This is a genomic window from Stenotrophomonas sp. GZD-301 (assembly GCF_049310345.1).
Lineage (GTDB): Bacteria > Pseudomonadota > Gammaproteobacteria > Xanthomonadales > Xanthomonadaceae > Stenotrophomonas.
Genome location: NZ_JBMOWY010000032.1, coordinates 43,600 through 66,110 on the forward strand (window position 1 = coordinate 43,600; position 22,511 = coordinate 66,110).

Genomic DNA, 22,511 nt, shown 5'->3' on the forward strand with positions numbered 1-22,511 from the left:
TGATAGGCGTTGCGCTGCCATCATCCCATCAGGACCTGGCCGCCATCGACATTGAGCGTGTGGCCGGTGATCCAGCCCGCCAGCGGCGAGCACAGGAACAGCGCGGCCTGGGCGATCTCCTCCGGCAGGCCGAAGCGGCCAAACGGGATGCGCGCCAGGGTCTGGTCGTACAGGGCCCGGTCCTGCTCGCGCCGCCGTGCCCACAGGCCGTCGGCGAACTCGATCGACCCCGGAGCGATGGCATTGACGCGGATCCGGCGCGGCGCCAGCCCCAGCGCCTGCGAGGTGGTGTAGTGCATCAGCGCGGCCTTGGCCGCCGCGTACGGCGCGCCGCCGGGGCGTGGCTGCTGCGCGGCGATCGAGGCCAGATTGAGAATGCAGGCGTGCTCGGCGCGTTCCAGCCAGGGCAGCGCCAGCCGCGAGGTGCGCACGGCCGCCATCAGGTCGATGGTGAGGCTGGCCTCCCAGCCGGCCTCATCGTCGCTCATGCCGTAACCGGTTGCGTTGTTGACCAGCACATCGATGCCGCCCAGCGCGTGGGCGGCGTCCTCCAGCCAGCGGCCGATGTCCTCCAGCCGCGACAGGTCGGCCACGCAGGCATGCAGGTCCAGGCCGAGCGCCACGGCGTCGGCCTGCAACGCGGCGAGCCCAGGCTCGCCACGCGCGCAGACCGAGACGTGGGCGCCCGCCGACGCGAACGCCAGCGCCATCGCCCGCCCGATGCCCTTGCTGCCCCCGGCGACCAGAACCCGGCGCCCGCTGTAATCCAGGCGCGGACCCTTCGGTCCACCGGCCGGTTCGCGGCTGGCGGCGGAATCGATCACAGGTCGAACTTGATGCCCTGGGCCAGCGGCAGCGAATCGGAGTAGTTGATGGTGTTGGTCTGGCGACGCATGTAGACCTTCCATGCATCCGAACCGGATTCGCGACCACCGCCGGTGTCCTTCTCGCCGCCGAACGCACCGCCGATCTCCGCACCGGACGTGCCGATGTTGACGTTGGCGATGCCGCAGTCCGACCCGGCCGCCGACAGGAAGCGCTCGGCGGTCTTGAGGTTGGTGGTGAAGATCGACGAGGACAGGCCCTGCGGCACGCCGTTCTGCATGTCGATGGCCTCGTCCAGCGTGCTGTACTTCATCACGTACAGGATCGGCGCGAAGGTCTCGTGCTGCACGACCTCATCGCTGTTCTTCAGCCCGGTGACGATCGCCGGCAGCACGAAGTTGCCGGCGCGGTCGATACGGGTGCCGCCGGTTTCGACGGTGCCGCCGCTGGCCTTGGCCTTCTCGATGGACGCCAGGAACTGCTGCACGGCGCCGTCGCTGTTGAGCGGGCCCATCAGGTTGGCCGGGTCGGTCGGATCGCCGATCTTGCCTTCCACCTGCTTGTACGCCTTGATCAGCGTTGCCAGCACGTCGTCATGGATGGATTCGTGCACGATCAGGCGGCGCGTGGTGGTGCAGCGCTGGCCGGCGGTACCGACCGCACCGAACACGATGCCCGGGATGGCCAGCTTCAGGTCGGCGGTTTCATCGAGGATGATCGCGTTGTTGCCGCCCAGCTCCAGGAGGCAGCGGCCCAGACGATGGGCAACCTTCTCGGCGACCTTGCGGCCGACCTGGGTCGAACCGGTGAAGCTGATCAGCGGCACGCGCTTGTCGGCCACCATCTTCTCCGACAGTTCGGTGCCGGCATCGTTGATCAGGAAGAACAGGTCCGGGAAGCCGGCGTCGCGCAGCGCGTCGTTGCAGATGCGCATGGAGGCGATGGCGGTCAGCGGCGTCTTGTTGGACGGCTTCCACAGGCAGATGTCGCCGCAGATGGTGGCCAGGAACGAGTTCCATGCCCACACCGCGACCGGGAAGTTGAACGCGCTGATGATGCCGACCAGGCCGAGCGGCTGGTACTGCTCGTACATGCGGTGGCCCGGGCGCTCGGAATGCATGGTGTAGCCGTACAGCATGCGGCTCTGGCCCACGGCGAAGTCGGCGATGTCGATCATCTCCTGCACTTCACCGTCGCCTTCGGGCTTGCTCTTGCCCATTTCCAGGGCGACCAGCGAGCCCAGCGCATCCTTGTGGGCGCGCAGCGCTTCACCGCACAGGCGCACGGCTTCGCCACGGCGCGGGGCCGGGGTGGTGCGCCAGATCTTGAAGGCTTCCTGGGCGCGCGCGACGATGGTCTCGTAGTCGGCGTCGGTGGTGGCGTACACCTGGGCGATCGCCTCGCCGGTGGTCGGGTTGACCGGGGTGATCACGCCGGCGTCGGTGGCGGTGGACCACTCGCCGTTGCCGAGGTAGGTGCCAGCGTTGGTCGCGTCGAGGCCGAGGGCCTTGAGCAGGTCAGAGGACATGCAAACTCCTGTTGCGAATCAAAAAGGGCGCAGCCGCTGGCAGGGTGGGGTGCGGCATGCAGAACCGCCATTCTAACGTAGTGCCGCCCGCTGGCCGGCACCCCGGTGGGAGCCGGTAGAATGGGCGCTCAGCTCGCAAGCCCCCAGGAATCTGAATGAACGTTACCGTTGCGGAAGGTGTTGTCGTCGGGAACCGTCTCCCGTTCGTGCTGTTTGGCGGCCTGAACGTGCTCGAAGACCTCGACTCGACCCTGCACGCGGCCGAGCACTTCACCACGGTGACGTCCAAGCTCGGCATCCCGTACGTGTTCAAGGCGTCGTTCGACAAGGCCAACCGCTCCTCGATCAAGTCCTTCCGTGGCGTCGGCCTGGACGAAGGCCTGCGCATCTTCGAGGAGGTCAAGCGCCGCTTCGGCGTGCCGGTGATCACCGACGTCCATGAAGTGGCCCAGGCCGCCCCGGTGGCCGAGGTGGTGGACGTGCTGCAGATCCCCGCGTTCCTGGCGCGCCAGACCGACCTGGTGGTGGCCATCGCGCAGACCGGCCGTGCGGTCAACATCAAGAAGCCGCAGTTCCTCAGCCCCACCCAGATCACCCACATCGTGTCCAAGATCCGCGAGGCGGGCAACGAGAAGATCATCCTGTGCGAGCGCGGTGCGCAGTTCGGCTACGACAACCTCGTCGTGGACATGCTGGGCTTCCGCGAAATGATCGAATCCACCGGCGGCCTGCCGGCGATCTTCGACGTCACCCACAGCCTGCAGCGCCGCGACGCCGGCAGCGAGGCGTCCGGCGGCCGCCGCCGCCAGGTGGCCGAACTGGCTCGTTCGGGCATGGCGCTGGGCCTGGCCGGCCTGTTCCTGGAAGCCCACCGCGACCCGGACCACGCCCGCTGCGACGGCCCCAGTGCGCTGCCGCTGGCCGCGCTGGAGCCGTTCCTGACCCAGATCAAGGCGCTGGACGAGCTGGTCAAGGGCTTCCCGGAACTGGACATCCGCTGATCCCGCGCACGCCCGCCGCGCGGCGACGGCCTTGGTCCTGTCGCTGAATGTGGGTATCCTTTACGGCTGCACGCGCACCATGCCGCGTGCAGCCTGCGGCGTTGCGGTACCTTCCGCGCCGTACATGGCCCCGTAGCTCAGCTGGATAGAGCGTCCCCCTCCTAAGGGGAAGGTCGCCCGTTCGAATCGGGCCGGGGTCACCATCTACGGCGCGCTGGTGCTCGCCAGACGCAGCATCACCCCTGTCGCACCACATCCGGCAGCGTATAGCGCCCGTTCTGGATCGCGTCATTCGGCACGTACGCACGCACGATCAGCGCGAACACATCGCGCGGCGCGGGCAGCCAGTTGGCTTTTTCGTCCGCATTCCCGGGTTCATCGCTGGACAGGACCAGCGTCAGCGAGCCGTCGTCGCCGAACTGCAGTTCGTTGGCGTCCAGATTGACCGTGCCGATATTGTGCCGGCCGTTCGGGCTGTCCGGCAGCATGTAGTAGTCCTTGTCATACATGGTCAGCGACCAGAAGCCGCCGCGCGTGCGGTCTACCGGCGGCAGCTGGTCCTTGTCGAAACGCATGGTGTAGCGGTAGCGCCCGTTGAGGAGTGCGCCCTCCGCATCGGTGCCGCGGATGAAATAGGCCGACTCCGTGAAATCGTTGACGTAGATGTAGATCACCGCCGCCTGCGCACGGCTCAGCCAGTCACTGCCCCAGCGGCCACTGTTGGTCTGGCGTTGCCAGCCATTGCCGGCGGGCGTGCCGACCTGCTCGTAGCGCGCGCCCGCGAACAGCTCGGCGTCGGCCACCAGCACGATGCGGTCCAGCAGGGCGCGCCAGGCCGGATCGCGCTCGCGCAGCGCGAGCAGCACACGCGCCTGTTCGGCCATCGGGGCGTCGTAGGGGCCAACCTGCCGGTTGGCGTCCAGCGCCCGGCCCAGGTCGTCCCAGAAGGTTTCACCGTGGACCGGACGCTCGCGCAGCAGGTCCGGGTCGGCGGCGAGGATCTCGGCGTTGAGATGGGGCGGATACACCTTGTTGCGCGCGCTTGCCTCGCAGTCGAACTGGCGCCGCTGGCCCTGATCCTCGCTCAGCGGGGTAGCGCCCATCTGGTTGAGCACGGCCCGCGCCTGCGCCTTGCCCTCGGCCGTATGCGCGGCGAAGCTGCGCGCCATCACCACCGCGACATCGGTCGGTGAGCGCAGGATCGCGCTGACGTCCTTCGGGGCGTCTCCCTGCCAGTCTGGACCTACCAGCAGGTATTTACCCGCGGGAGTGCCCGACGCAGAACCGAGCTGGTGGATGACGGTGGTGAAGGCGTCGACGATCTGGATGGTCCAGTAGTGGCCGCCCGGCACGTCCTGCGGCGTCTGGACCACGATCGGTTCCTCGCCGAGGTCGGCGAAACAGGCGCCGTAGATGGTGTCGTTGTTGGGGGTCACGACCTTGCGCTGGGCGGCGGGCAGGTAGTCGTCCACGTAGCCCATGTGGTTCTTGGGCGAGCCCGGAAACAGGCCCATTGCCATGCCCGGGCCGTGGCCCTTCATCAGCGCCCAGGTGCTGGTGCGGCGGAACGTGTTCACCAGCGGGTGGCCCCAGATGTAGACCACCCGTGCCAGTGCGTCGGCGTAGTGCTCGCTGGCGATGCGTGCCGGCACGCCGGCGCCGTTCTTCAGGGTCGGGTGCGCAGGCGAGAACGCGCCCACCTGGGCGTCGTGTGCTGCGGGCGGGGTGCTGGATGTCGGGTTGCTGGCCATGCCGGTGCTCCGCGGTTGTCATTGACGAAGGATGACGCTCACTGCCGACGTCGCCACGTAGGCCATCTTGGTCCACAGCGTGGAAGACGGCTCGGCACATTGCTACCGCACTCCTTCGTGGCAAGGGCCCAGTAGTTCTACTTAACGCCCGGCGTCGGGCGGTGCCGGGCAGTACGTTTACTGGCCGTGCCTCGGTAGTCTCCTGGTGGCGCACGCCGGCCACGCCCCTGCCTAATGACGTCATGCCCGACCTGGCCCCCGTCGTGGTGCCGCAAAGGACCGTCTCCATGAAGCGCATTGTCTGGATCTGCCTGGCCGTCGCCGCATCGCTTGCGCTGTCCGGTTGCGACCGCCGCAGCCCCGTGTCCACCCCTGCCACCGATGCCGCGCCACCTGCCGGAGCGCCACCTGCCACCGTGCCGACCTACACCGACCAGGACATCAGCGATGCCTGGATCTACGTGCTGGGGCGGCTGCTGGTACTTCGCCAGCAGAAGCTCGACCTGGCCGAGGGAATGAAATGGAACGCGATCGTCCATCGCAAGCCCGGCGCCGTGGAGTGGCCCAACCCCAATCTGGATGTGGCCTATTCCGAAGCGTGGGTCGCGCTCGACGACACCAGCTGCACGGTAGTCACCGTGCCGAAGATCACCGGCCGCTACTACACCGTGCAGTTTCTCAATGGCTGGGGCGAAACGCTGGCGAACATCAACGCGCGCACGCAGCCCGCGCGCGATTGGGGCGAGTTTGCGGTCTGTCTGGACGGCGCGGCGGTGAACCTGCCGGCGGACGTGGTACGTGTGGATGTCCCGGCGCGCTATCTGCGCATGCTCGCCCGCGTGGAGCTGGGCGACGACTGGGCGCAGGCCGTCGCACTGCAGGAGAGGTTCGCCCTGCGCCCGACCGGCACACCGCCACCGCCGGTGTTGCCGACCATTGCCGATTTCGACCCGCAGCACCTGCCCGGGGTGGAGGCTTTCGACAACGCGGTCGCGGTACTGGACAGCGAGCGTGATCTCAGCCCTGGCATGGACGCGGTGGCGGCCAACGTGCGCGCCATTGCCCAGGCCATCGGTGATCCGGCAGAGCGCGCCCGCGTGGACCAGGTCGTCCGCGGGAAGGCGCATGCCGACCTGGCCAAGGCATCGGCCACGATCGGGCACGGCACGTTGAAGAATGGCTGGGTGCGCCCGTCCGTGGCCGGGTCCTATGGCAACGACTGGCTCGGGCGGACGTTGATCAACCTGGGCGGCATCTGGGCCAACCAGTTCGACGAGGTGGTGTACTTCAAGGGGAACCTCGATGGCACCAACACCCAGCTCAATGGTGACCACGTCTACACGATGACCTTCCCGAAGGACGCATTGCCGTCCCGCTTCGCCGACTACTTCTGGTCGGTGATTGCCGTGGACCCGCGCTTCGCCCGCGTGCTGCCCAACCCGCAGAACCGCTTCCTGCTCAACCGCGAGTCCGGTCTGAAATTCAGCCCGGATGGCTCACTGACCTTGTACTTTGCGGCGGACAGGCCGAAGGACGCGCCCGATCCCAACTGGCTGCCCACCCCGAAGGGGCAGGACTACCGGCTGACCTTCCGGTTCTACGGCCCGAAAGGGGGCGTCAAGGACGGGAGCTACTACCCGCCTCCGGTGGTCAGGCAGGCACCGTAGCGCGGCTCACGGCTTGCAGAGCACCGACCAGATCCGTTCGTTCACGCTGTCCGGAATGACGGGCGAGGGCGGTGACGGAGAGTGGGTATCGGCCAGATGCTTCCCGTCTGGCGAATAGACCACCATCGACAGGATCGCCACGGTCCTGGCCTCGCACTGGAACCGCAGCTGCGTGTTCATGTAGCCGGCATCGGCCGGGACACCGGCAGGCGGTGGGCCGGCGTAGGTGAACTTCACCCACGCGGTGACCGCGTCGCCGCGGGCCTGCAGGGTCTGCCGGTCGACCGCGAAGGTCGTGCCGCCGGATGCCTCGCCGATCGTCAGCCAGCGCTCGCCGTCGTCTGCTGCGGTCACCGATGCGCTCAGCATCAGGCTCGCGATCATTGCGTACTTCTTCATGTTGCCCCCTGTATCGCCGCCGCGCTCCCTGGCCACCTGGCCTGTGCATTGCGGGCGACGGAATCGGCGGGAATGATAGCGCGGTTGCATTCCAGGCCGCGCGTGGCACTCTTCCCCGATCCGGTCAGGGAGTGGCTCATGATCCGATTCAAGGGCGGTGTGCTGGGCGCGGCCTGCCTGCTGCTGGCGGCGTGCGCGACCGGTCCGAGGGCGTCGGACAACGCGGTGTGCACGCAGATCGATGCGTGGGGAGAGGGGCTGTCGCCCGGACAATCCAGCTCGGTGGAGCTGGTCCGCGGTGGGGTCTGGATGGTCAACCATTACAAGCGTTGCACGCATGCCGAGGGCGACCTCGCGGCCACGCGGTTCTGCGCCTGGCTGATGGACAACACGTCCACCGAGTTCATGGAGTACAACGTCAACCGCACGCTCAGCTGCCTGCAGGGGCAGCGCATCGTGGGGTATCTGGGCAACACCGGTGTGGATGCCTGGTCGGGCACCGCACGGTTCACCCGGCTGACCGCGTCGGAGGATATGTTCCGGGTCGAGCTGCGCTATGCGCTCGACTACAGCGCGCCTTCGGAAGAGACCATGATGCAGCTGACGCTGACCGGCATGGAGTGACTCTCCGCCGCGACGTCAGCGCGGCAGCGGCGCGGTGTCGCAGGCGACGCGGGTCATGGGAAAATCCACGGCCTTGCCGGCATCGCCGATGGCGCCTTCGATGCGCGCCAGCAGGCGTGTGTCGCCGTCGCGGCGGTAGATCACGCGCTGCGGGAAATCGTTGTCGAGGTTCTCGAAGCGGGCTTCGTCGCCGCTGATCCGGATCGACGCAAACTCGGTGCGGTCCTGTCCGCCCGGCCAGGCGACGAAGGTCAGCACGCCGTCGTCCCGCCGACGCAGCTGCATGAACTCGAAGCCCGCCGTCCTGCCGTTCTTCACCGTGCGACCGATGCCGAACATGGTCCCCCCGGCCAGCACGCTCCACTGTTCGCCATTGCCGGTCTCGGCGCCATCCCGTGTCCAGCAGCCGGCAAGCCAGGCGAGACGGTCGAGGTCCGGTGTTTCCGGCGCGGCCGTCGCGGCGCCGGTGGATGCGAGCAATCCAAGGGTGAGCAGCATCCTGCGCATGGTCGGTGTTCCTGCGGGCCGTTCGCAGGAGTGTACTGCCGTGGCGGTGTCCTCGCCCTTCGTTGACATGGCCAGGGCCATGCTCGGTGGCTCCCTCTGCAGGAGTCCCGCGCATGCGTACCCTCGATGTTGTTGCGCAGGTCCCGTCGCCGGGCCAGGCGCCGACCGCGCCCCCGGCGCCGGTTGAAGAACCGATACGCCAGGATCCGCCACCGGCGGAACCGCCTACCGAGGTGCCGCCAGAGCGCGATCCGCCGCCCACTCAGCCCCCGCGCGAGGAGCCGCCCGGCGAGCCGCCGCCGGCGCCGCACGCGCTACGGTCGCGCGCCGCTTAATCGCGACGGGCGTGCGCGTCGGCGCGCATGCGCTCGTTGCCACGTAGTTCCGCTGTCACGTCGTGGATGAGCCGGGTGACCTCGTTGGCCAGACGGCGGCTGTCGGCGACCGAGCCGTAGAAGCGGAGGGTCCGCCCCGACACGAGCACGCCGGCCAGGCCGAGTTCGCCCTTGAGCGCTTCCACCTGGCGGTCGAAGACCCGCAGCCAGGGCTCCGAGGGCTCGATGTCCAGCATCGCGGTGATGGCCTCGTCTTCGGCAGGATCGACATCGGCCTGAAGATCAGGCACGTCGAAGCCCAGCAGGCGCGGGGCGCTGCGGTCTGGATCGGGTGTGGTCATGCCAGCATGGTACGCGCTGTTGGGCCGGGATGCCCGAGTAGCGTGAATGGCCCGTTCTGCAATTGATGCCCCATTTCACATCTGGAGCGAGTGATAGGTTCTCTCTGCTGCACATGAAGGTGCAGTTTCACGAGGCCTGCGGCGCCGCCGTGGGCCTCATGACAACATCATGAGAGGACTTCAGATGAAACGGATGGCATTGCTGTTGATGGTGGCGGGTGTGGCAGGGTCGGGAGCGGCCGCTGCGCAGGACGCCGACAAGGACGAGGAACTGGCGGTGGCGGTGAAGGCCTACATGGCCAGCCACGACCGCGTGACGATGGACGAGGCCGTGCGCCGGCTGCAGGTACAGGCCGAGCTGGCCCCGTTCAGCGAGAATCTCCAGGGCGAGTTCGCCGAGCGCTTCACCGCGATCCGGCTGATGGATTCGCCCGATCAGTACATCCGCGTGGATCTCACGGGTGATCGTCCGGTGCCGCCGCGGGTGATCCAGACCGCCAGCGGTCAGACGCGGGTCGAGTTCCGTGTCGGACGCGTGTTTACCCAGGAGGAGTTCCGCACACGGCTCAAGGACAGCGCCCCGTTGATCCGCAGCCTGATCCCGGGCGTCTCGGGCATCACCGGCTTCGCGGGCGACAACCGCGTGGTGGTGAGCATCGAAGGCAATGCCGACGAGGCAGCCCGTTATGCGCGCGTGCTGCCGAAGATCGAGCGCGCGTCCGGGTTGAAGGTGGAGCTGGAGCACTCGCAGGGCAGGGAGCGCAACGCCTCCGACGCCAGCGGCGGTGCGGTACTGCAGAACAACAACGACTACTGCACCACCGGCTTTGCCGTGTTGCACAAGGCCACCAATACGCGGGGCATCATCACCGCCGCGCACTGCCCGGACGCGCTGATCTACGGCAACTACGGCAGTACGCAGAACAACACCAAAGTCAGTTTCCCGCTGACGTTCCAGAACGCCATCTTCGATGGGAGTCACGACGTGCAGTGGCACAGCATTCCCGCACCACACGGCGTGACACAGGAAGTGTTCGGCAGCTCGAACAGCGAGTACGGCAAGCGTTCGATCATGTTCCTGTACGCGGCACCGATGGAGAACACCAATCTGTGTTTCCGTGGTGCGGTGTCCGGCTACAGCTGCGGCCAGGTGGTGTCGGTGACGCACGTGCCGGAAGGAACCTGCGGCGCCACCATCGTCTGCAACCCGGACTGGGTGCGGGTGGAGGGCACTTCCCTGTCCTGCACCGGCGGCGACAGCGGTGCAGCGGTGTTCTGGCAGAACTCCGGCTACGGCATCGTCAAGTCCGCCAAGTGGACCGGCGTCGGTGCGGGCAACTGCGACAGGCTGACGGTGATGCCGTTTGGCCGGGTGTCCGCACTGGGCCTTCGCGGCTTGTAGTCCGCGCTGGACACCGACGTGTTCGCCGCCGCGTGGAGGCGGCGAACACACGTCCAGCACGCTGCGTGAACATCCTCCAGACGATGCGACGACGTGGCTGAATCGCAGAATTTTCGTGTCACGCGGGCATCATCCGCAATGCGGAAAAGTCATTCCACCCGAGCAACACCACGGGCTTCCCGGAACAGACTGGAGTACACCGCAGTGACTACTGAATCGAAGACCACGCACAGCTTGAACGACCTCATCGAGATTGCCCGCGATGGCAAGACGTTCTACACCGAAGCGGCGTCGAAGGTCGAAGACGCCGAGCTGGCGGCGCTCTTCACCCGCATTGCCGGCGTCAAGGACGAGATCGTGCGCGCCCTCAGCACCACGGTGCTGGCCGCCGGTGGCACGCCTGCCGATCACGGTACGTTCGTCGGCAGCATGCAGCAGTTCTACGGCAAGGTGCGCGCCACGCTGGGTGACAAGCAGTACGGCTATGTCGCCGAGCTGGAGGAATCCGAGGACCGCCTGCTGAAGGCCTTCAAGGATGCCCTGACCGACGCGGACACCCCGCCGGCCGCGCGCGACCAGGTGCAGCGCCTGCTGCCGCAGGTGCAGGAATGCCACGCCGTGATGCGCGACCGCAAGCATGCGATGAAGCGCTGACCACACGGGCGGCCGCCGTCCCGCATGGCGGCCTGTCCAACGAGAACGCCCCGGCTTGCCGGGGCGTTTTCATTTGGCGCAGTTCGGGTCGGCACGAACGGTGGCGGTCGCATCGGCCGCCGGTTCCGGGTGGCGCAGCGCACAGACCCAGTCGAGCATCATGCAGTCGATCCGGGTGGCATCTGCAGGCCATTGCCGCACCAGGTGTTCACGAATCAGATCGTAGCGCGCCCAGCGTTCGGCCAGGCGCGCATCGCTGCGCCAGAGCCGGGCAAGCGACTCGCGCGCGAACTGGAATTCCGCTTGCTGGTGGGCAGTGGCGGGCATGGCGGCACATCGTATCCAGGGGCAGCCGCGGGGGCGGCGTGGCGCACTGTGCGTCGCTGGCGGACGCGTTGCAACTACCGCCCGTCCGAATCCTGTGCCTGCCCCGTGTTCATGAACAACGACTGTCGGAAAGCGGATAGCGGGGCGTCACCGACGGTGGCGTACGGGGGTGGGGGAATTGGTGCATACTCAAAACCAGAGACCGTTTTGGATCCCCTATGGAACACATGCGTTGGCTGACGCTTCGTCTTGGCAACAATCAATCCATCGGACCCAAGGCGCTGATGGACCTGTGGTCCAACGCGTGCGAGACGAACCAGTCCTCGGTGTCGCGTGAGTCGCTGCCGGGCAAATCCACGTCCTATGCCCTGCATGCGCCGACCTCGTTGGCTTACCCCAAGCGGGCCGAACTGCGCATGCGCAAACTGCTCGAAGAAGCCGGTTACACCTTCACCCTGGGCTCGCTGGCCGATCGCCCGGCACCGCAGCCGGTGCGCTTCCGCTGACCCGGCCTCAGCCGGCGTCCGTGACGAGGGGGCGCCACATGATCCGCACCGGCACGCCGCTGGCATGGCGGGTTGATTCCAGCGGTTGCCATCCGAGCCGGGCATACAGCCCGCCATCGTCGACCTCGGTCTGCAGGTAGAGATCGCGCACGCCCAGCGGCGTACCGCGAACCACCAGCGCGTCGATCAGCGTTGCCGCCAGACCGGTGCCACGGTGTGACGGTGCCACGTACACGCCGCCCAGCCAATGCAGGCGTTCCGGACGCTCGGTGCGTTCGTGGAATTTCAGTTGCGCGGCGCCCACGGGGACGTCGTTGTCCACCGCGACCAGCAGCAGCGGCAGTTCGTCTGCCTGCAGGAAAACCTCAAGACGTTGCTGCTCATCGGCCAGCGTGTGCCCCGGCACATGGCACCCCCACGTGTCGAAGTACCACTGGGCGAGGAGGGGCATCCATTCGGGATGCTCACTGAGGGCATGGAACTGCATCGTGGCACCTGCATGAATGGCCGCCCGACTATAGCACCGGGCCCCACGCGCACCGCCGCCGTTTGCGCCCTGCCGCCGCCGCGCCCACACTGGGGCGTGCCGCCCTTCGATGTTCCCCATGTCCGCCTCGCCCGCCTTCCATCTCCGCAGCTACGGCGCCACCTCGAGCGTGGACCGGCACGACTTCCTGCAATGGGTGCTGCCGGTGCGCGGCGATCTGGCGTTCGAGCTGGAAGGCAAGGGCGTCATGCTGGACCGGGTGCTGGGCGCCTGCGTGGTGCCTGATGCGGGACATGCGCAATGCGCGCGGGGTGACAACCGCTTCCTGATCGTGGACTGCCCGAAGGCGCTGCTGGACGACGACGACCTGCAACGCTGGCGGAGTCAGCCGTTGGTGGTGCTGTCGCGGCCGGTGCGCGCGCTGGTGGACGAGGCCGTTGCGCTGGCCGATGCGCAGGGGCGGGTGGATGACGCGGTGGCGCACCGCGGCCTGCCGCTGCTGCTGCAGTCGTTCGGGCGGGCCGGCGGGCGCGCACGCCTGCATGCCTTGTGCGCCGGCATCGATGCCGAGCCGGGGCAGGCATGGCCGGTCGCACGCATGGCGGCGCAGGCCGGGGTCAGCGGCAGCCGGCTGCATGCGCTGTTCCGTGAGGCGTTCGATCTGACGCCGCAGGCCTGGGTGGCGGCCAGCCGGCTGCGCTGGGCGCGTGCGCAGCTGGCCGGAAGCGACCTCCCCATTGCCCAGATCGCGGTGCAGGCGGGGTACTCCGAACAGAGTGCGCTGACCCGTGCGTTGCGCCGCGAGTGTGGTGTCACGCCAACCGACGTGCGGCGCAACGCGCGGCAGTAGTTCCGGTCAAGACGGGCAGGGGCGGCTTCCCTACACTGCCGCGTCCAGAACCTGCAGGGCCGTCACAGGCGCATGAATCGATCGATCGGATGGGGTATCGCCAATGGCATCGCGGCCGGTGCGCTGTGGGGCGTGGTGTTTCTGGCGCCGGCGATGCTGGCCAGCTTCCGGGCCGACCAGCTGTCGGCAGGCCGCTACCTGGTATACGGGCTGATTGCGGTGGTGCTGCTGGCGCCACGCTGGCGGCAGCTGCGCGGGCGGCTGGGCATGGCCGAATGGCGCGGCCTGCTGTGGCTGAGCCTGGCCGGCAACCTGGTGTATTTCCTGCTGCTGGCCACGGCGGTGCAGTGGGCCGGTGGCGCGGCGGCGTCGCTGATTGTCGGCCTGATTCCGGTGGTGGTCACCCTGGCCGGCGTACGCGAAGAGGGTGCGGTGCCGCTGCGCAGGCTGGCGCCGGCGCTGCTGCTGTGCCTGTGCGGGGTGGCGCTGGTCGGCTATGAAGCGCTGCTGGCCGAGCACGCGGAGGGATCGGCCGCGCAGCGTCTGCTGGGGCTGCTGTGTGCGGTCGGGGCGCTGTTCTCGTGGGCGGTGTACTCCATTGGCAACAGCCGCTGGCTGGCGCGTCGTCCCGACCTGAGTGGCCACGACTGGTCGCTGCTGACCGGTGTTGCCACTGGCGCGCTGGCGCTGCTGCTGGTGCCCACCGCCTTCTTCGCCGGCACGCCGGCGCATCCGCCGGCACAGTGGGGCCTGTTCTGGCTGATCAGCGCAGGTGTGGCGGTGGTGGCCTCGGTGCTGGGCAATGCGTGCTGGAACCGGGCCAGCCGGCATCTGCCGCTGACGCTGACCGGGCAGATGATCGTGTTCGAAACCCTGTTCGCGCTGCTGTACGGATTTGCCTGGCAGCAACGCTGGCCCACCCACATGGAGACGGTGGCGATCGTCTGCCTGGTCTCCGGTGTGCTGCTGTGCGCGCATGCGCATCGGCCGCCACGGGCGGTGGCCGAGCACGTCGGCTGAGCCCGAAGCCGCGCGGCGCAAGGATGGTCACATTCGCAACCGTTTCGCCGATGTTGCGCGGCGTTGCCTGCATCGGTTTTTTTGCAACGCAGCACTTGACAGGGCCCGGGCCGGCGTAGTTTTCTTGACGCATGGACCTGCGTATCGCCACCGCCTCGACGCCGCTTCCCGCCTCCGCGGGTCGCCCGGTCATGGCCGCCGGTACCACCACCATTACCACCGTCACCACTCGCCTGGTGCGGCCCGTCGTCTTCGCGTAATTTCCGAAAACCACGGCCCCGCACCCGGATCAGGTTGCGGGGGATGCCTTCAACCTGAACGACGCGGGGCCTCGAATCGAGGTCAGCATGTCTTCTGCCGCCGTTCCACCCCGTTCCGCCGATGCCTCCGTTGCTGCCGCGCCGCTGCGTGCGGTCACCTCGACCGTGGTCCACAAGTTCGGCGGCACCTCGGTCGCCGATGCAGAGCGCTACCGCCATGTGGCGCAGCTGCTGCTGGCCCGCGAGGAGGCGACCCAGGTCACCGTGGTGTCGGCGATGAAGGGGGTCACCGATGCGCTGATCGCCCTGGCCGGGCTGGCCGCCGACAACGCGCCCACCTGGCGCGACCACTGGCATGACCTGCGCGCGCGGCACCGCGGGGCGGCCGTGGCGCTGCTTGGCGAGCATGCCGGCGCGACCGTGGAATGGCTGGATGCCCGTTTCGAGCACCTCGCCGAGGTGCTGGGCGCGTTGGCGGTGATCGGCGAACTGCCGGCCGAGGTCCTCGACCGGGTGCAGGGCCTGGGTGAGGTGTACTCGGCGCACCTGCTTGGCCACTACCTGCAGGCCACCGGCGTGGTGTGCGAGGTGCTGGATGCGCGCGATGTGCTGGTGGTCGACCGCGGCGAGCTGGGTGTGGATGTGGACTGGGCGGTGAGCGCGCAGCGCCTGCAGCAGTGGCGGCTGGCGCACCCGGCCCCGCGCGTGGTGGCCACCGGCTTCGTTGCCCGCGACCGCCGTGACCGCGTGACCACGCTCGGGCGCAACGGCAGCGACTACTCCGGCGCGATCTTCGCCGCGCTGTTCAATGCCGATGAGCTGCATATCTGGACCGACGTGGACGGGGTACTGTCGGCCGATCCACGGGTGGTGCCCGAAGCGGTGCAACTGGAGGCGCTGAGTTACGACGAAGCCTGCGAACTGGCCTACTTCGGCGCCAAGGTGGTGCACCCGCAGACGATGTCGCCGGCGATCGAGCGCGGCCTGCCCATCATCATCCGCAACACGTTCCGGCCCGATCATCCGGGCACGCGGATCACCGCCGAGCGCACCGCGTCGGGCCCGATCAAAGGGTTGACGCTGAGCCCGGATCTGGCCGTGTTGAACCTGGAAGGCACCGGTCTGATCGGCGTGCCGGGCACCGCCGAACGCGTGTTCGCGGCACTGCGCAATGCGCACGTGTCGGTGGTGATGATCTCGCAGGGCTCGTCCGAGCACTCCATCTGCTGCGTGGTCCGGCAGGCGGAAGTGGCCCGCGGGCGCGACGCGCTGCTGCATGCGTTCGCGCATGAGCTGAGCCTGGGCCAGGTGCAGCGGGTGCAGGTCACCGACAACGTGAGCGTGCTGGCCGCGGTGGGCGACGGCATGGCCGGGCAGCCCGGCGTGGCCGCGCGGCTGTTCGAGTCGCTGGGCCGCGCGCAGGTCAACATCCTGGCGATCGCGCAGGGCTCGTCCGAACGCAACATCTCGGTGGCGGTGGACAGCCGGCACGCCACCAAGGCGCTGCGTGCGGCGCACGCCGGTTTCTGGCTGTCCCCGCAGACCTTCGCGGTCGGCGTTATCGGCCCCGGCAACGTGGGCGCAGCGCTGCTGGACCAGCTGCAGGGCGCACAGGCGTCGCTGCTGGGACGTGCCAACCTGGACCTGCGCCTGCGGGCGGTGGCCTCGCGCAGCCGGATGCTGCTGGACCCCCGCAGCCTGCAGGGGCCGTGGCGCGACGCGTTGGCGGCCGGCAGCGTGCCCAGCGATCTGGACGCCTTTACGGCGCACCTGCTGTCGGCGCACCTGCCACATGCGGTGATCATCGACTGCAGCGGCAGCGCGGACGTTGCCGATCGCTACGCCGGCTGGCTGGCGGCCGGCATCCACGTGGTCACCCCGAACAAGCAGGCCGGCGCCGGCTCGCTGGAGCGCTACCACGCCATCCGCGAGGCGGCCGCTGCCAGCGGTGCGCGCTTCCGTTACGAAGCCACGGTCGGCGCCGGGCTGCCGGTGATCACCACCCTGCGCGACCTGGTCGATACCGGCGACGAAGTGCTGGCCATCGACGGCATCTTCTCCGGCACGCTGGCCTGGCTGTTCAACAAGTACGACGGGCAGGTGCCGTTCTCGGCGCTGGTGGAGCAGGCGCGCGGCATGGGCTACACCGAGCCGGACCCGCGCGACGATCTGTCCGGTGTCGACGTGGCGCGGAAGCTGGTGATCCTCGCACGCGAGGCCGGGCGCGAACTGAGCCTGGCGCAGGTGCAGGTGGAAAGCCTGGTGCCCGAAGCGCTTCGCCAGGCCAGCGTGGAGGACTTCATGGCCGGGCTGGATACGGTGGACGCGGCGTTCGCCGAGCGCCTGGCGCAGGCGCGGGCACGCGGCGCGGTGCTGCGCTACGTGGCGCGGCTGTCGACCGACGGCGCGTCGGTGGGGCTGGTCGAACTGCCGGCGGGGCACGCGTTCGCCGGTCTGCGGTTGACCGACAACGTGGTGCAGTTCACCACGCGCCGCTACTGCGACAACCCGTTGGTGGTGCAGGGGCCGGGTGCCGGGCCGGACGTGACGGCGGCAGGCGTGTTCGCCGACCTGTTGCGCGTGGCCGCCGGTGAAGGAGCGCGCCTGTGAGGGCAGTTCTGGACCAGGCACGCGCGTTCTCACCGGCGTCGGTCGGCAACGCGGCGGTAGGGTTCGACATTCTCGGCCATGCCATCGCGGGCGTCGGCGACACCGTGACGGTGCGCCGCATCGATGCGCCCGAGGTGCGTATCGATGCGATCCGCGGTACGCCGTTCGACCTGCCGTTGCGTGCCGAAGACAACACCGCCGGTGCGGCATTGATCGCCCTGCGCGAGGCGCTGGCGTTGCCGTTCGGCTTCGCGGTGGAGATCGACAAGGGCATCGCGCTGGGCTCGGGCATGGGCGGTTCGGCCGCATCGTGCGTGGCTGCGCTGGTGGCGGCCAACGTGCTGCTGGCGGTGCCGCTGTCGCGCGAAGCGCTGTACCCGTTCGCATTGACCGGCGAGGCGGTGGCCAGCGGTGGCCGGCACGGCGACAACCTCGGGCCGATGCTGCTGGGCGGGCTGGTGCTGAGCACGGCCGACCGGCTGGTGCCGGTGCCGGTGCCGGCGGAGTGGCACAGCCTGCTGGTCCATCCCGAGGCGGTGCTGGAAACCCGGCGCGCACGCGCGGCCCTGCAGGGCGCCTATGCGCTGTCGGAGTTTGTGGCGCAGAGCGCCAACCTGGCGCTGGTACTGAGCGGCTGCTACACCGGCGATGCGACGCTGGTGCGGGCCGGGCTGCGCGATGTACTGGTCGAGCCGCGCCGTGCCGGGCTGATCGGCGGCTTCCACGCCGCGCGCGATGCGGCATTGGCGGCCGGCGCGATGGGCGCGAGCATTTCCGGCGCCGGTCCCAGCGTGTTCGCCTGGTTCGAACACGCCGCCGCGGCGCAGGCCGCGCAGGCGGCGGTGCAGCGGGCGTTCGCCGATGCCGGTTTTGACAGCCAGGCCTGGGTGTCGCCGTTGAACGCGCCTGGCGCGCACCTGCTGTGAGCGCTGCGACCCTCTCCCTTTCCCCAGGATGTCCGATGAATTTCGTTTCCACCCGTCATGCCGCTCCCGCCGCTTCGCTGAGCCAGGCCATCGCCGCCGGGCTTGCCCCCGATGGCGGGCTGTACGTTCCGGCCCGTCGTCCCGTGCCGCAGGCATGGCGCGCGCAGGGCAGCCTGGCGCAGGACGCCGCTGCGGTACTTGCGCCGTACTTCGCCGGCGATGCGCTGGCTGCCGCGCTGCCAGCGCTGTGCGCGCAGGCATTCGACTTCCCGGCGCCGCTGCGCGCGCTGTCCACGCCGGGCGACCACGTGCTGGAGCTGTTCCACGGTCCCACCGCGGCGTTCAAGGATTTCGGTGCGCGTTTCCTCGCCGCGAGCCTGTCCCGGCTGCAACGCGACCAGGCCCGCCCGCTGACCATCGTGGTGGCCACTTCCGGCGACACGGGGGCTGCCGTGGCCGCCGCGTTCCATCGCCAACCGGGCATCCGGGTGGTGGTGCTGTATCCGGATGGGCGGGTATCGCCGCGGCAGGCGCATCAGCTGGGCTGCTTCGGCGACAACATCCGCACGCTGCGCGTGGCCGGATCGTTCGATGACTGCCAGGCGATGGTCAAGCAGGCGCTGGGCGACCGCGCGCTGCAGGAACAGGTGCCGCTGAGCTCGGCCAACAGCATCAGCCTGGGGCGTTGGCTGCCGCAGATGAGCTACTACGCGCATGCCGCGCTGGAACACCAAGCCGCCACCGGGCAGGTGCTGAACCTGGTGGTGCCCACCGGCAACCTCGGCAATGCGATGGCGGCGCTGCTGGCGCGGGCGATGGGCCTGCCGCTGGGTCGGATCGCGCTGGCCACCAATGCCAACGATGTGCTGCCGCGCTTCTTCCACGGGGCCGACTATGCGCCGGCCACCAGCGTAGCGACGGTGGCCAATGCAATGGACGTGGGCGCGCCGAGCAATTTCGAGCGGTTGCGCTGGCTGTATGCCGAGGACGACGCGGCGCTGCGGGCCGACGTCCGTGCCGAGGCAATCGACGATGCGGCGATCCGCGCGCTGATCGCACGTCGGCATGCGCAGGCCGGGGAGGTGTTCTGTCCGCATACCGCCACGGCGGTGGCCCTGCTGGAACGCCTGCGCGCGGAAGGTGTCCAGGGCGATTGGGCGGTCGCCGCCACTGCACACCCGGCCAAGTTCGAGGCGGTGGTGGAGCCGGTGATCGGCCGTGCGCTCGAGGTGCCGCCGGCATTGGCCGCGCTGCTGGAGCGCCCGGCGAGCGCCGAACCCTGCGCGCCGGACTACGCCGCTTTGCGTGAGGTGCTGCTGCAGCCGTAAGACCCGTCAACGCCGGGTAGGCCCCGGCAGTGCGTCAGTACGCTTCGTCGGCCGACAGCTGGCGCAGGGCGTCCTCGTCGAGAATCTCGACGGTGTTCAGATGGGGCAGGGCGATCAGGCCCTGCTGGCGCAGCTTGGTGAAGGTGCGGCTGACCGTTTCCATCGTCAGGCCGAGGTGGTCGGCGATATCGCCGCGCCCCATCGGCAGGGTCACGCGTTGCCCGTCGCCCCCCAGCCGTGCTTCGCGCGCGGCCAGCCGCAGCAGGAAGTCGGCCAGTTTCTCGGCCGGTTGCAGGCGGCCCAGTGCGAGCGCGGCATCCTGGGCCGCATCCAGTTCCTGGCAGGCGCGCTGCAGCAGCTTGCGCTCCAGGTGCGGGAAGCGCGCGCGCAGGTCCTTCATCTGCGGCAGGGCGACCCGGCACACGCGGCTGTCGGCGATGGCCTCGATGTCATAGCGATGGTGGTCGCTGCCGCTGAGGCCGAGGTAGTCGCCCGGCAGCACGAAGCCGCTGATCTGGCGGCGGCCGTCGGCCAGGGTGCGCACCAGGCGCAGCGCGCCGGCGGTCAAGGTATAGACATGGTGGCGCGGCTCACCGGCGCGGGCCAGGTTGGCCCCCAGCGGCAGCGGCTGGGACACGGTGACGCGCTCCAGGGCCAGCACCTCGTCCGGCGCCAGTGCCGAGCACACCGCCAGATGACGCACCGAGCAGTGCAGGCAGTCGCGCAGCGGCGAGCAGCCCGGCGCGACGGGGTCTTCAACGGCGGAGAGGGCGTTACCGGGGTGGGGCCGGGTCATGTCAAACCAGGGAGCGGGGCCTGCCTATGATACGTCATGCGGTCGTTGGCCCGGGCCGTGCCCGCCGGGCGAGGTGCCGCCGCCCGGCTGCGGCTAGAATATGCAGCTCGCTCATCCCCCCGTTTTGCAGGAGTCCCGCAAGTGATCAAGCCCCGTACGCCGCCTGGCATCATGGAATTGCTGCCGCGTGAGCAGATCGCGTTCCAGCGCATGCTGGACGTCATCCGCCGCAACTACGAGCGGTTCGGGTTCCTGCCGGTGGAGACGCCGGTGTTCGAGCTGTCCGACGTGCTGTTGACCAAGTCCGGTGGCGAGACCGAGCGCCAGGTGTATTTCGTGCAGTCCACCGGTGCGCTGGCCAATGCCGCCGAAGCGGGCGACAAGAGCCTGCCGGAACTGGCCCTGCGTTTCGACCTGACCGTGCCGCTGGCGCGGTATGTGGCCGAGCACGAACACGACCTGACCTTCCCGTTCCGCCGTTACCAGATGCAGCGGGTGTACCGCGGCGAGCGCGCCCAGCGTGGTCGTTTCCGCGAGTTCTACCAGTGCGACATCGATGTGATCGGCAAGGACAGCCTGAGCGTGCGCTACGACGCCGAAGTGCTGGCCGTGATCCACGCGGTGTTTGCCGAGCTGAGCATCGGTGATTTCAGCATCCAGTTGAACAACCGCAAGCTGCTGCGCGGCTTCTTTGAAAGCCTGGGCGTGGCCGATGGCGAACGCCAGCTGGCGGTGCTGCGCGAAGTGGACAAGCTGGACAAGCGCGGCCCGGATTACGTGCGCGAGACGCTGGTGGGCGAGGGCTTCGGCATTCCGGCCGAGCAGGTCGAGCGGATCCTGGCCTTTGTCGCGGTGCGCTCCAGCAGCCACGCCGATGCACTGGCGCAGCTGGATGCACTGCTGGCCGACCCGGCCGCCAGCGACATGCTCAAGGCCGGTGTGGCCGAGCTGCGCGAGGTGCTGGAGCTGGTCAAGGCGCTGGGCGTGCCGGACTCCGCGTACTGCCTGAACTTCTCCATCGCCCGCGGCCTGGATTACTACACCGGCACCGTTTACGAGACCACACTGACCGACCACCCGCAGATCGGGTCGATCTGCTCGGGCGGCCGCTACGAAGACCTGGCCAGCCACTACAGCAAGTCGCGCCTGCCCGGCGTGGGCATCTCGATCGGCTTGACCCGCCTGTTCTGGCAGCTGCGCGAAGCCGGCCTGATTGCCGGTATCGAGGACAGCAGCGTGCATGCGCTGGTGGCGCTGATGGACGACAACGGTCTGGCCCAATCGCTGGACATCGCCCGCCGCCTGCGTGCCGGCGGCATCAACGCCGAAGTGCAGATGGAGCCGAAGAAGATCGGCAAGCAGTTCCAGTACGCCGCCAAGGCCGGCATCCGTTTCGTGGTGCTGGCCGGTGAAGACGAGCTGGCGCGCGGCGTGGTCGCGGTCAAGGACCTGCTGCGCGAGCAGCAGTTCGAGGTCGCCCGCGAAGAACTGGCCAGCAGCCTGCAGGTGGAGCTGGAGCAGGCCAAGGTCATGCCGTGAGGCAGACCGGGGCAGGGGCGCTGATGGCGCTCCTGCTGGTGGGGTGCCAGAGCGATCCGGCGCTCCACAGCCAGCGCATCGGCCCGGGGCACTACCGGCTGGTGGTCGACCGCTGCCATGTGTACGAGGTGGAGCCCCAGCAGCGCAACCCGCTGGAGCTGGACCTGGAAGCGCTCGCCGCACGGACGTGTGGCGGCCGGGCGGGGCCGCTGGAAGCGCTGCAGCCGGTGCCCAGCCGCCAGGGCAGCCTGTTCGGCGAATGCCTGCGCAGCGGCGCCCTGCGCGCCGAGGTGCGTTGCCAGGGCATCACTCCCCGATAGCGCCGACCGTGGGTCGCCTGTCGTCGTCACGACATCCCCCGGGAGCCGCCGCGCCGTGCGCTGCCCGCCGTCCACCGGTGGGCTTTCCCCCATATCTGAATCCTCCCCGGTCCGCGCCCTGCGGTGTTTGACCGTGGCCCTTCGTTTGCGCTAATGTATTAGCGCGCTATTACATTGATACGATGAAACTACGCCCGATCCCCCGTGAAAAAGATGCCCAGGCCGACCTGTCGGCGCTGGCCCGTGCCTTCGCTGCGCTGTCCAGCCCGGAGCAGGTCACCGCCTTCCTGCGTGACCTGTGCACCCCGGCCGAGCTGGAGGCGCTGTCGGACCGCTGGAAGGTGGTGCCGCTGCTGCAGCAGGGCGTGCCGTATCGCGAAATCCATGAATTGACGGGTGTCAGCGTGACCACCACCGGCCGCGTCGCGCGTTCGCTGGAGCATGGACATGGCGGGTATGCCGCCGCCGTTGCTGCCACTGCGACCCCTTCCGAATCCACGTAGAGACC

24 protein-coding genes and 1 tRNA gene are annotated in these 22,511 nt (G+C 68.8%); 16 read left to right on the top strand and 9 right to left on the bottom strand.

All coding sequences use genetic code 11. From position 1 onward, the window contains the following. Positions 1-20: 20 nt before the first annotated feature. Positions 21-821, bottom strand: coding sequence for an SDR family NAD(P)-dependent oxidoreductase (locus ACO6VK_RS08715; protein WP_422506580.1), 801 nt, complete (start codon positions 819-821; stop codon positions 21-23). Then, positions 821-2,353 carry an aldehyde dehydrogenase family protein gene (locus tag ACO6VK_RS08720; protein WP_422506488.1) on the bottom strand — a complete coding sequence of 511 codons (1,533 nt, stop codon included), beginning with the start codon at positions 2,351-2,353 and terminating at the stop codon, positions 821-823. The genes ACO6VK_RS08715 and ACO6VK_RS08720 overlap by 1 nt, the downstream gene beginning before the upstream one ends. Before the next feature lie 155 nt (positions 2,354-2,508). Between ACO6VK_RS08720 and kdsA the strand changes: the two genes are divergently transcribed. After that, positions 2,509-3,354 carry a 3-deoxy-8-phosphooctulonate synthase gene (gene kdsA, locus ACO6VK_RS08725; protein WP_422506489.1) on the top strand — a complete coding sequence of 282 codons (846 nt, stop codon included), beginning with the start codon at positions 2,509-2,511 and terminating at the stop codon, positions 3,352-3,354. A gap of 126 nt (positions 3,355-3,480) precedes the next feature. Next, positions 3,481-3,557, top strand: a tRNA-Arg gene (locus tag ACO6VK_RS08730). A 33-nt stretch (positions 3,558-3,590) separates the two neighbouring features. Here ACO6VK_RS08730 and ACO6VK_RS08735 read toward each other — a convergent pair. Beyond that, positions 3,591-5,105, bottom strand: a complete 1,515-nt coding sequence (locus tag ACO6VK_RS08735) for a DUF1254 domain-containing protein (RefSeq protein ID WP_422506490.1) — start codon at positions 5,103-5,105, stop codon at positions 3,591-3,593. A 287-nt stretch (positions 5,106-5,392) separates the two neighbouring features. Here ACO6VK_RS08735 and ACO6VK_RS08740 point away from each other — a divergent pair, with 287 nt between their 5' ends. Next, the gene (locus tag ACO6VK_RS08740) at positions 5,393-6,772 is read left to right on the top strand and encodes a DUF1214 domain-containing protein (protein ID WP_422506491.1); all 1,380 of its coding nucleotides are present in this window, start codon (positions 5,393-5,395) and stop codon (positions 6,770-6,772) included. A gap of 6 nt (positions 6,773-6,778) precedes the next feature. On the opposite strand, the gene ACO6VK_RS08745 is transcribed toward ACO6VK_RS08740, so the two are convergent. Then, positions 6,779-7,171 carry a surface-adhesin E family protein gene (locus ACO6VK_RS08745; RefSeq protein ID WP_422506492.1) on the bottom strand — a complete coding sequence of 131 codons (393 nt, stop codon included), beginning with the start codon at positions 7,169-7,171 and terminating at the stop codon, positions 6,779-6,781. 138 nt (positions 7,172-7,309) lie between these two features. On the opposite strand from ACO6VK_RS08745, the gene ACO6VK_RS08750 reads away from it, so the two are divergent. Next, on the top strand, positions 7,310-7,795 hold the full coding sequence (locus tag ACO6VK_RS08750) for a hypothetical protein (RefSeq protein ID WP_422506493.1): 486 nt from the start codon (positions 7,310-7,312) through the stop codon (positions 7,793-7,795). Positions 7,796-7,810: 15 nt separating this feature from the next. Here the strand turns inward: ACO6VK_RS08750 and ACO6VK_RS08755 are convergent, their stop codons facing one another. Both ACO6VK_RS08755 and ACO6VK_RS08760 read right to left on the bottom strand, forming a co-directional pair. Further along, positions 7,811-8,383 (bottom strand): DUF6265 family protein, encoded by a 573-nt coding sequence (locus tag ACO6VK_RS08755; protein WP_422506494.1) that lies wholly within the window; start codon positions 8,381-8,383, stop codon positions 7,811-7,813. A 250-nt stretch (positions 8,384-8,633) separates the two neighbouring features. Then, positions 8,634-8,978, bottom strand: coding sequence for a hypothetical protein (locus tag ACO6VK_RS08760; RefSeq protein ID WP_422506495.1), 345 nt, complete (start codon positions 8,976-8,978; stop codon positions 8,634-8,636). Between the two features lie 184 nt (positions 8,979-9,162). On the opposite strand from ACO6VK_RS08760, the gene ACO6VK_RS08765 reads away from it, so the two are divergent. Both ACO6VK_RS08765 and ACO6VK_RS08770 read left to right on the top strand, forming a co-directional pair. Further along, positions 9,163-10,380 (top strand): hypothetical protein, encoded by a 1,218-nt coding sequence (locus tag ACO6VK_RS08765; protein ID WP_422506496.1) that lies wholly within the window; start codon positions 9,163-9,165, stop codon positions 10,378-10,380. A 204-nt stretch (positions 10,381-10,584) separates the two neighbouring features. After that, positions 10,585-11,034: a PA2169 family four-helix-bundle protein gene (locus ACO6VK_RS08770; RefSeq protein ID WP_422506497.1), complete on the top strand. Its 450-nt coding sequence runs from the start codon at positions 10,585-10,587 to the stop codon at positions 11,032-11,034. A gap of 69 nt (positions 11,035-11,103) precedes the next feature. Here the strand turns inward: ACO6VK_RS08770 and ACO6VK_RS08775 are convergent, their stop codons facing one another. After that, positions 11,104-11,361 carry a hypothetical protein gene (locus tag ACO6VK_RS08775; protein ID WP_422506498.1) on the bottom strand — a complete coding sequence of 86 codons (258 nt, stop codon included), beginning with the start codon at positions 11,359-11,361 and terminating at the stop codon, positions 11,104-11,106. A 218-nt stretch (positions 11,362-11,579) separates the two neighbouring features. Between ACO6VK_RS08775 and ACO6VK_RS08780 the strand changes: the two genes are divergently transcribed. Next, positions 11,580-11,867 carry a hypothetical protein gene (locus ACO6VK_RS08780; protein WP_017356220.1) on the top strand — a complete coding sequence of 96 codons (288 nt, stop codon included), beginning with the start codon at positions 11,580-11,582 and terminating at the stop codon, positions 11,865-11,867. Positions 11,868-11,874: 7 nt separating this feature from the next. Here ACO6VK_RS08780 and ACO6VK_RS08785 read toward each other — a convergent pair whose 3' ends face one another. Further along, on the bottom strand, positions 11,875-12,354 hold the full coding sequence (locus tag ACO6VK_RS08785) for a GNAT family N-acetyltransferase (RefSeq protein WP_422506499.1): 480 nt from the start codon (positions 12,352-12,354) through the stop codon (positions 11,875-11,877). Between the two features lie 118 nt (positions 12,355-12,472). Between ACO6VK_RS08785 and ACO6VK_RS08790 the strand changes: the two genes are divergently transcribed. From ACO6VK_RS08790 to thrC, 6 genes are all read left to right on the top strand, one after another. Next, positions 12,473-13,204, top strand: coding sequence for an AraC family transcriptional regulator (locus ACO6VK_RS08790; protein ID WP_422506500.1), 732 nt, complete (start codon positions 12,473-12,475; stop codon positions 13,202-13,204). A 72-nt stretch (positions 13,205-13,276) separates the two neighbouring features. Next, positions 13,277-14,224 carry a DMT family transporter gene (locus tag ACO6VK_RS08795; protein ID WP_422506501.1) on the top strand — a complete coding sequence of 316 codons (948 nt, stop codon included), beginning with the start codon at positions 13,277-13,279 and terminating at the stop codon, positions 14,222-14,224. 131 nt (positions 14,225-14,355) lie between these two features. Next, complete coding sequence (locus tag ACO6VK_RS08800) at positions 14,356-14,484, top strand: hypothetical protein (protein ID WP_422506502.1); 129 nt, start codon at positions 14,356-14,358, stop codon at positions 14,482-14,484. Between the two features lie 87 nt (positions 14,485-14,571). Continuing rightward, positions 14,572-17,094, top strand: a complete 2,523-nt coding sequence (thrA, locus tag ACO6VK_RS08805) for a bifunctional aspartate kinase/homoserine dehydrogenase I (RefSeq protein ID WP_422506503.1) — start codon at positions 14,572-14,574, stop codon at positions 17,092-17,094. Next, a complete protein-coding gene (locus tag ACO6VK_RS08810) occupies positions 17,091-18,020 on the top strand; it encodes a homoserine kinase (protein WP_422506504.1) in 930 nt (309 codons plus the stop codon). Before thrA ends, ACO6VK_RS08810 begins: the two co-directional genes overlap by 4 nt. Before the next feature lie 35 nt (positions 18,021-18,055). Beyond that, entirely contained in the window at positions 18,056-19,348 is a 1,293-nt protein-coding gene (gene thrC / locus ACO6VK_RS08815; protein ID WP_422506505.1) for a threonine synthase, read from the top strand. 34 nt (positions 19,349-19,382) lie between these two features. Here the strand turns inward: thrC and ACO6VK_RS08820 are convergent, their stop codons facing one another. Then, the gene (locus ACO6VK_RS08820; protein ID WP_422506506.1) at positions 19,383-20,144 is read right to left on the bottom strand and encodes a helix-turn-helix domain-containing protein; all 762 of its coding nucleotides are present in this window, start codon (positions 20,142-20,144) and stop codon (positions 19,383-19,385) included. Between the two features lie 141 nt (positions 20,145-20,285). Between ACO6VK_RS08820 and hisS the strand changes: the two genes are divergently transcribed. From hisS to ACO6VK_RS08835, 3 genes are all read left to right on the top strand, one after another. Next, positions 20,286-21,683 carry a histidine--tRNA ligase gene (hisS, locus tag ACO6VK_RS08825; RefSeq protein WP_422506507.1) on the top strand — a complete coding sequence of 466 codons (1,398 nt, stop codon included), beginning with the start codon at positions 20,286-20,288 and terminating at the stop codon, positions 21,681-21,683. 23 nt (positions 21,684-21,706) lie between these two features. Continuing rightward, entirely contained in the window at positions 21,707-22,003 is a 297-nt protein-coding gene (locus ACO6VK_RS08830) for a hypothetical protein (RefSeq protein WP_422506508.1), read from the top strand. 182 nt (positions 22,004-22,185) lie between these two features. After that, the gene (locus tag ACO6VK_RS08835; protein ID WP_422506509.1) at positions 22,186-22,506 is read left to right on the top strand and encodes a YerC/YecD family TrpR-related protein; all 321 of its coding nucleotides are present in this window, start codon (positions 22,186-22,188) and stop codon (positions 22,504-22,506) included. Positions 22,507-22,511 lie beyond the last annotated feature (5 nt).

What these genes read in the sequence shown, in the direction of transcription:
- ACO6VK_RS08720 (WP_422506488.1), bottom strand. Translation starts at nt 2,353, where the DNA reads ATGTCCTCTGACCTGCTCAAGGCCCTCGGCCTCGACGCGACCAACGCT.
- kdsA (WP_422506489.1), top strand. Translation starts at nt 2,509, where the DNA reads ATGAACGTTACCGTTGCGGAAGGTGTTGTCGTCGGGAACCGTCTCCCG.
- ACO6VK_RS08735 (WP_422506490.1), bottom strand. Translation starts at nt 5,105, where the DNA reads ATGGCCAGCAACCCGACATCCAGCACCCCGCCCGCAGCACACGACGCC.
- ACO6VK_RS08740 (WP_422506491.1), top strand. Translation starts at nt 5,393, where the DNA reads ATGAAGCGCATTGTCTGGATCTGCCTGGCCGTCGCCGCATCGCTTGCG.
- ACO6VK_RS08745 (WP_422506492.1), bottom strand. Translation starts at nt 7,171, where the DNA reads ATGAAGAAGTACGCAATGATCGCGAGCCTGATGCTGAGCGCATCGGTG.
- ACO6VK_RS08750 (WP_422506493.1), top strand. Translation starts at nt 7,310, where the DNA reads ATGATCCGATTCAAGGGCGGTGTGCTGGGCGCGGCCTGCCTGCTGCTG.
- ACO6VK_RS08755 (WP_422506494.1), bottom strand. Translation starts at nt 8,383, where the DNA reads ATGGCCCTGGCCATGTCAACGAAGGGCGAGGACACCGCCACGGCAGTA.
- ACO6VK_RS08760 (WP_422506495.1), bottom strand. Translation starts at nt 8,978, where the DNA reads ATGACCACACCCGATCCAGACCGCAGCGCCCCGCGCCTGCTGGGCTTC.
- ACO6VK_RS08765 (WP_422506496.1), top strand. Translation starts at nt 9,163, where the DNA reads ATGAAACGGATGGCATTGCTGTTGATGGTGGCGGGTGTGGCAGGGTCG.
- ACO6VK_RS08775 (WP_422506498.1), bottom strand. Translation starts at nt 11,361, where the DNA reads ATGCCCGCCACTGCCCACCAGCAAGCGGAATTCCAGTTCGCGCGCGAG.
- ACO6VK_RS08780 (WP_017356220.1), top strand. Translation starts at nt 11,580, where the DNA reads ATGGAACACATGCGTTGGCTGACGCTTCGTCTTGGCAACAATCAATCC.
- ACO6VK_RS08785 (WP_422506499.1), bottom strand. Translation starts at nt 12,354, where the DNA reads ATGCAGTTCCATGCCCTCAGTGAGCATCCCGAATGGATGCCCCTCCTC.
- ACO6VK_RS08790 (WP_422506500.1), top strand. Translation starts at nt 12,473, where the DNA reads ATGTCCGCCTCGCCCGCCTTCCATCTCCGCAGCTACGGCGCCACCTCG.
- ACO6VK_RS08795 (WP_422506501.1), top strand. Translation starts at nt 13,277, where the DNA reads ATGAATCGATCGATCGGATGGGGTATCGCCAATGGCATCGCGGCCGGT.
- ACO6VK_RS08800 (WP_422506502.1), top strand. Translation starts at nt 14,356, where the DNA reads ATGGACCTGCGTATCGCCACCGCCTCGACGCCGCTTCCCGCCTCCGCG.
- thrA (WP_422506503.1), top strand. Translation starts at nt 14,572, where the DNA reads ATGTCTTCTGCCGCCGTTCCACCCCGTTCCGCCGATGCCTCCGTTGCT.
- thrC (WP_422506505.1), top strand. Translation starts at nt 18,056, where the DNA reads ATGAATTTCGTTTCCACCCGTCATGCCGCTCCCGCCGCTTCGCTGAGC.
- ACO6VK_RS08820 (WP_422506506.1), bottom strand. Translation starts at nt 20,144, where the DNA reads ATGACCCGGCCCCACCCCGGTAACGCCCTCTCCGCCGTTGAAGACCCC.
- ACO6VK_RS08830 (WP_422506508.1), top strand. Translation starts at nt 21,707, where the DNA reads ATGGCGCTCCTGCTGGTGGGGTGCCAGAGCGATCCGGCGCTCCACAGC.
- ACO6VK_RS08835 (WP_422506509.1), top strand. Translation starts at nt 22,186, where the DNA reads ATGAAACTACGCCCGATCCCCCGTGAAAAAGATGCCCAGGCCGACCTG.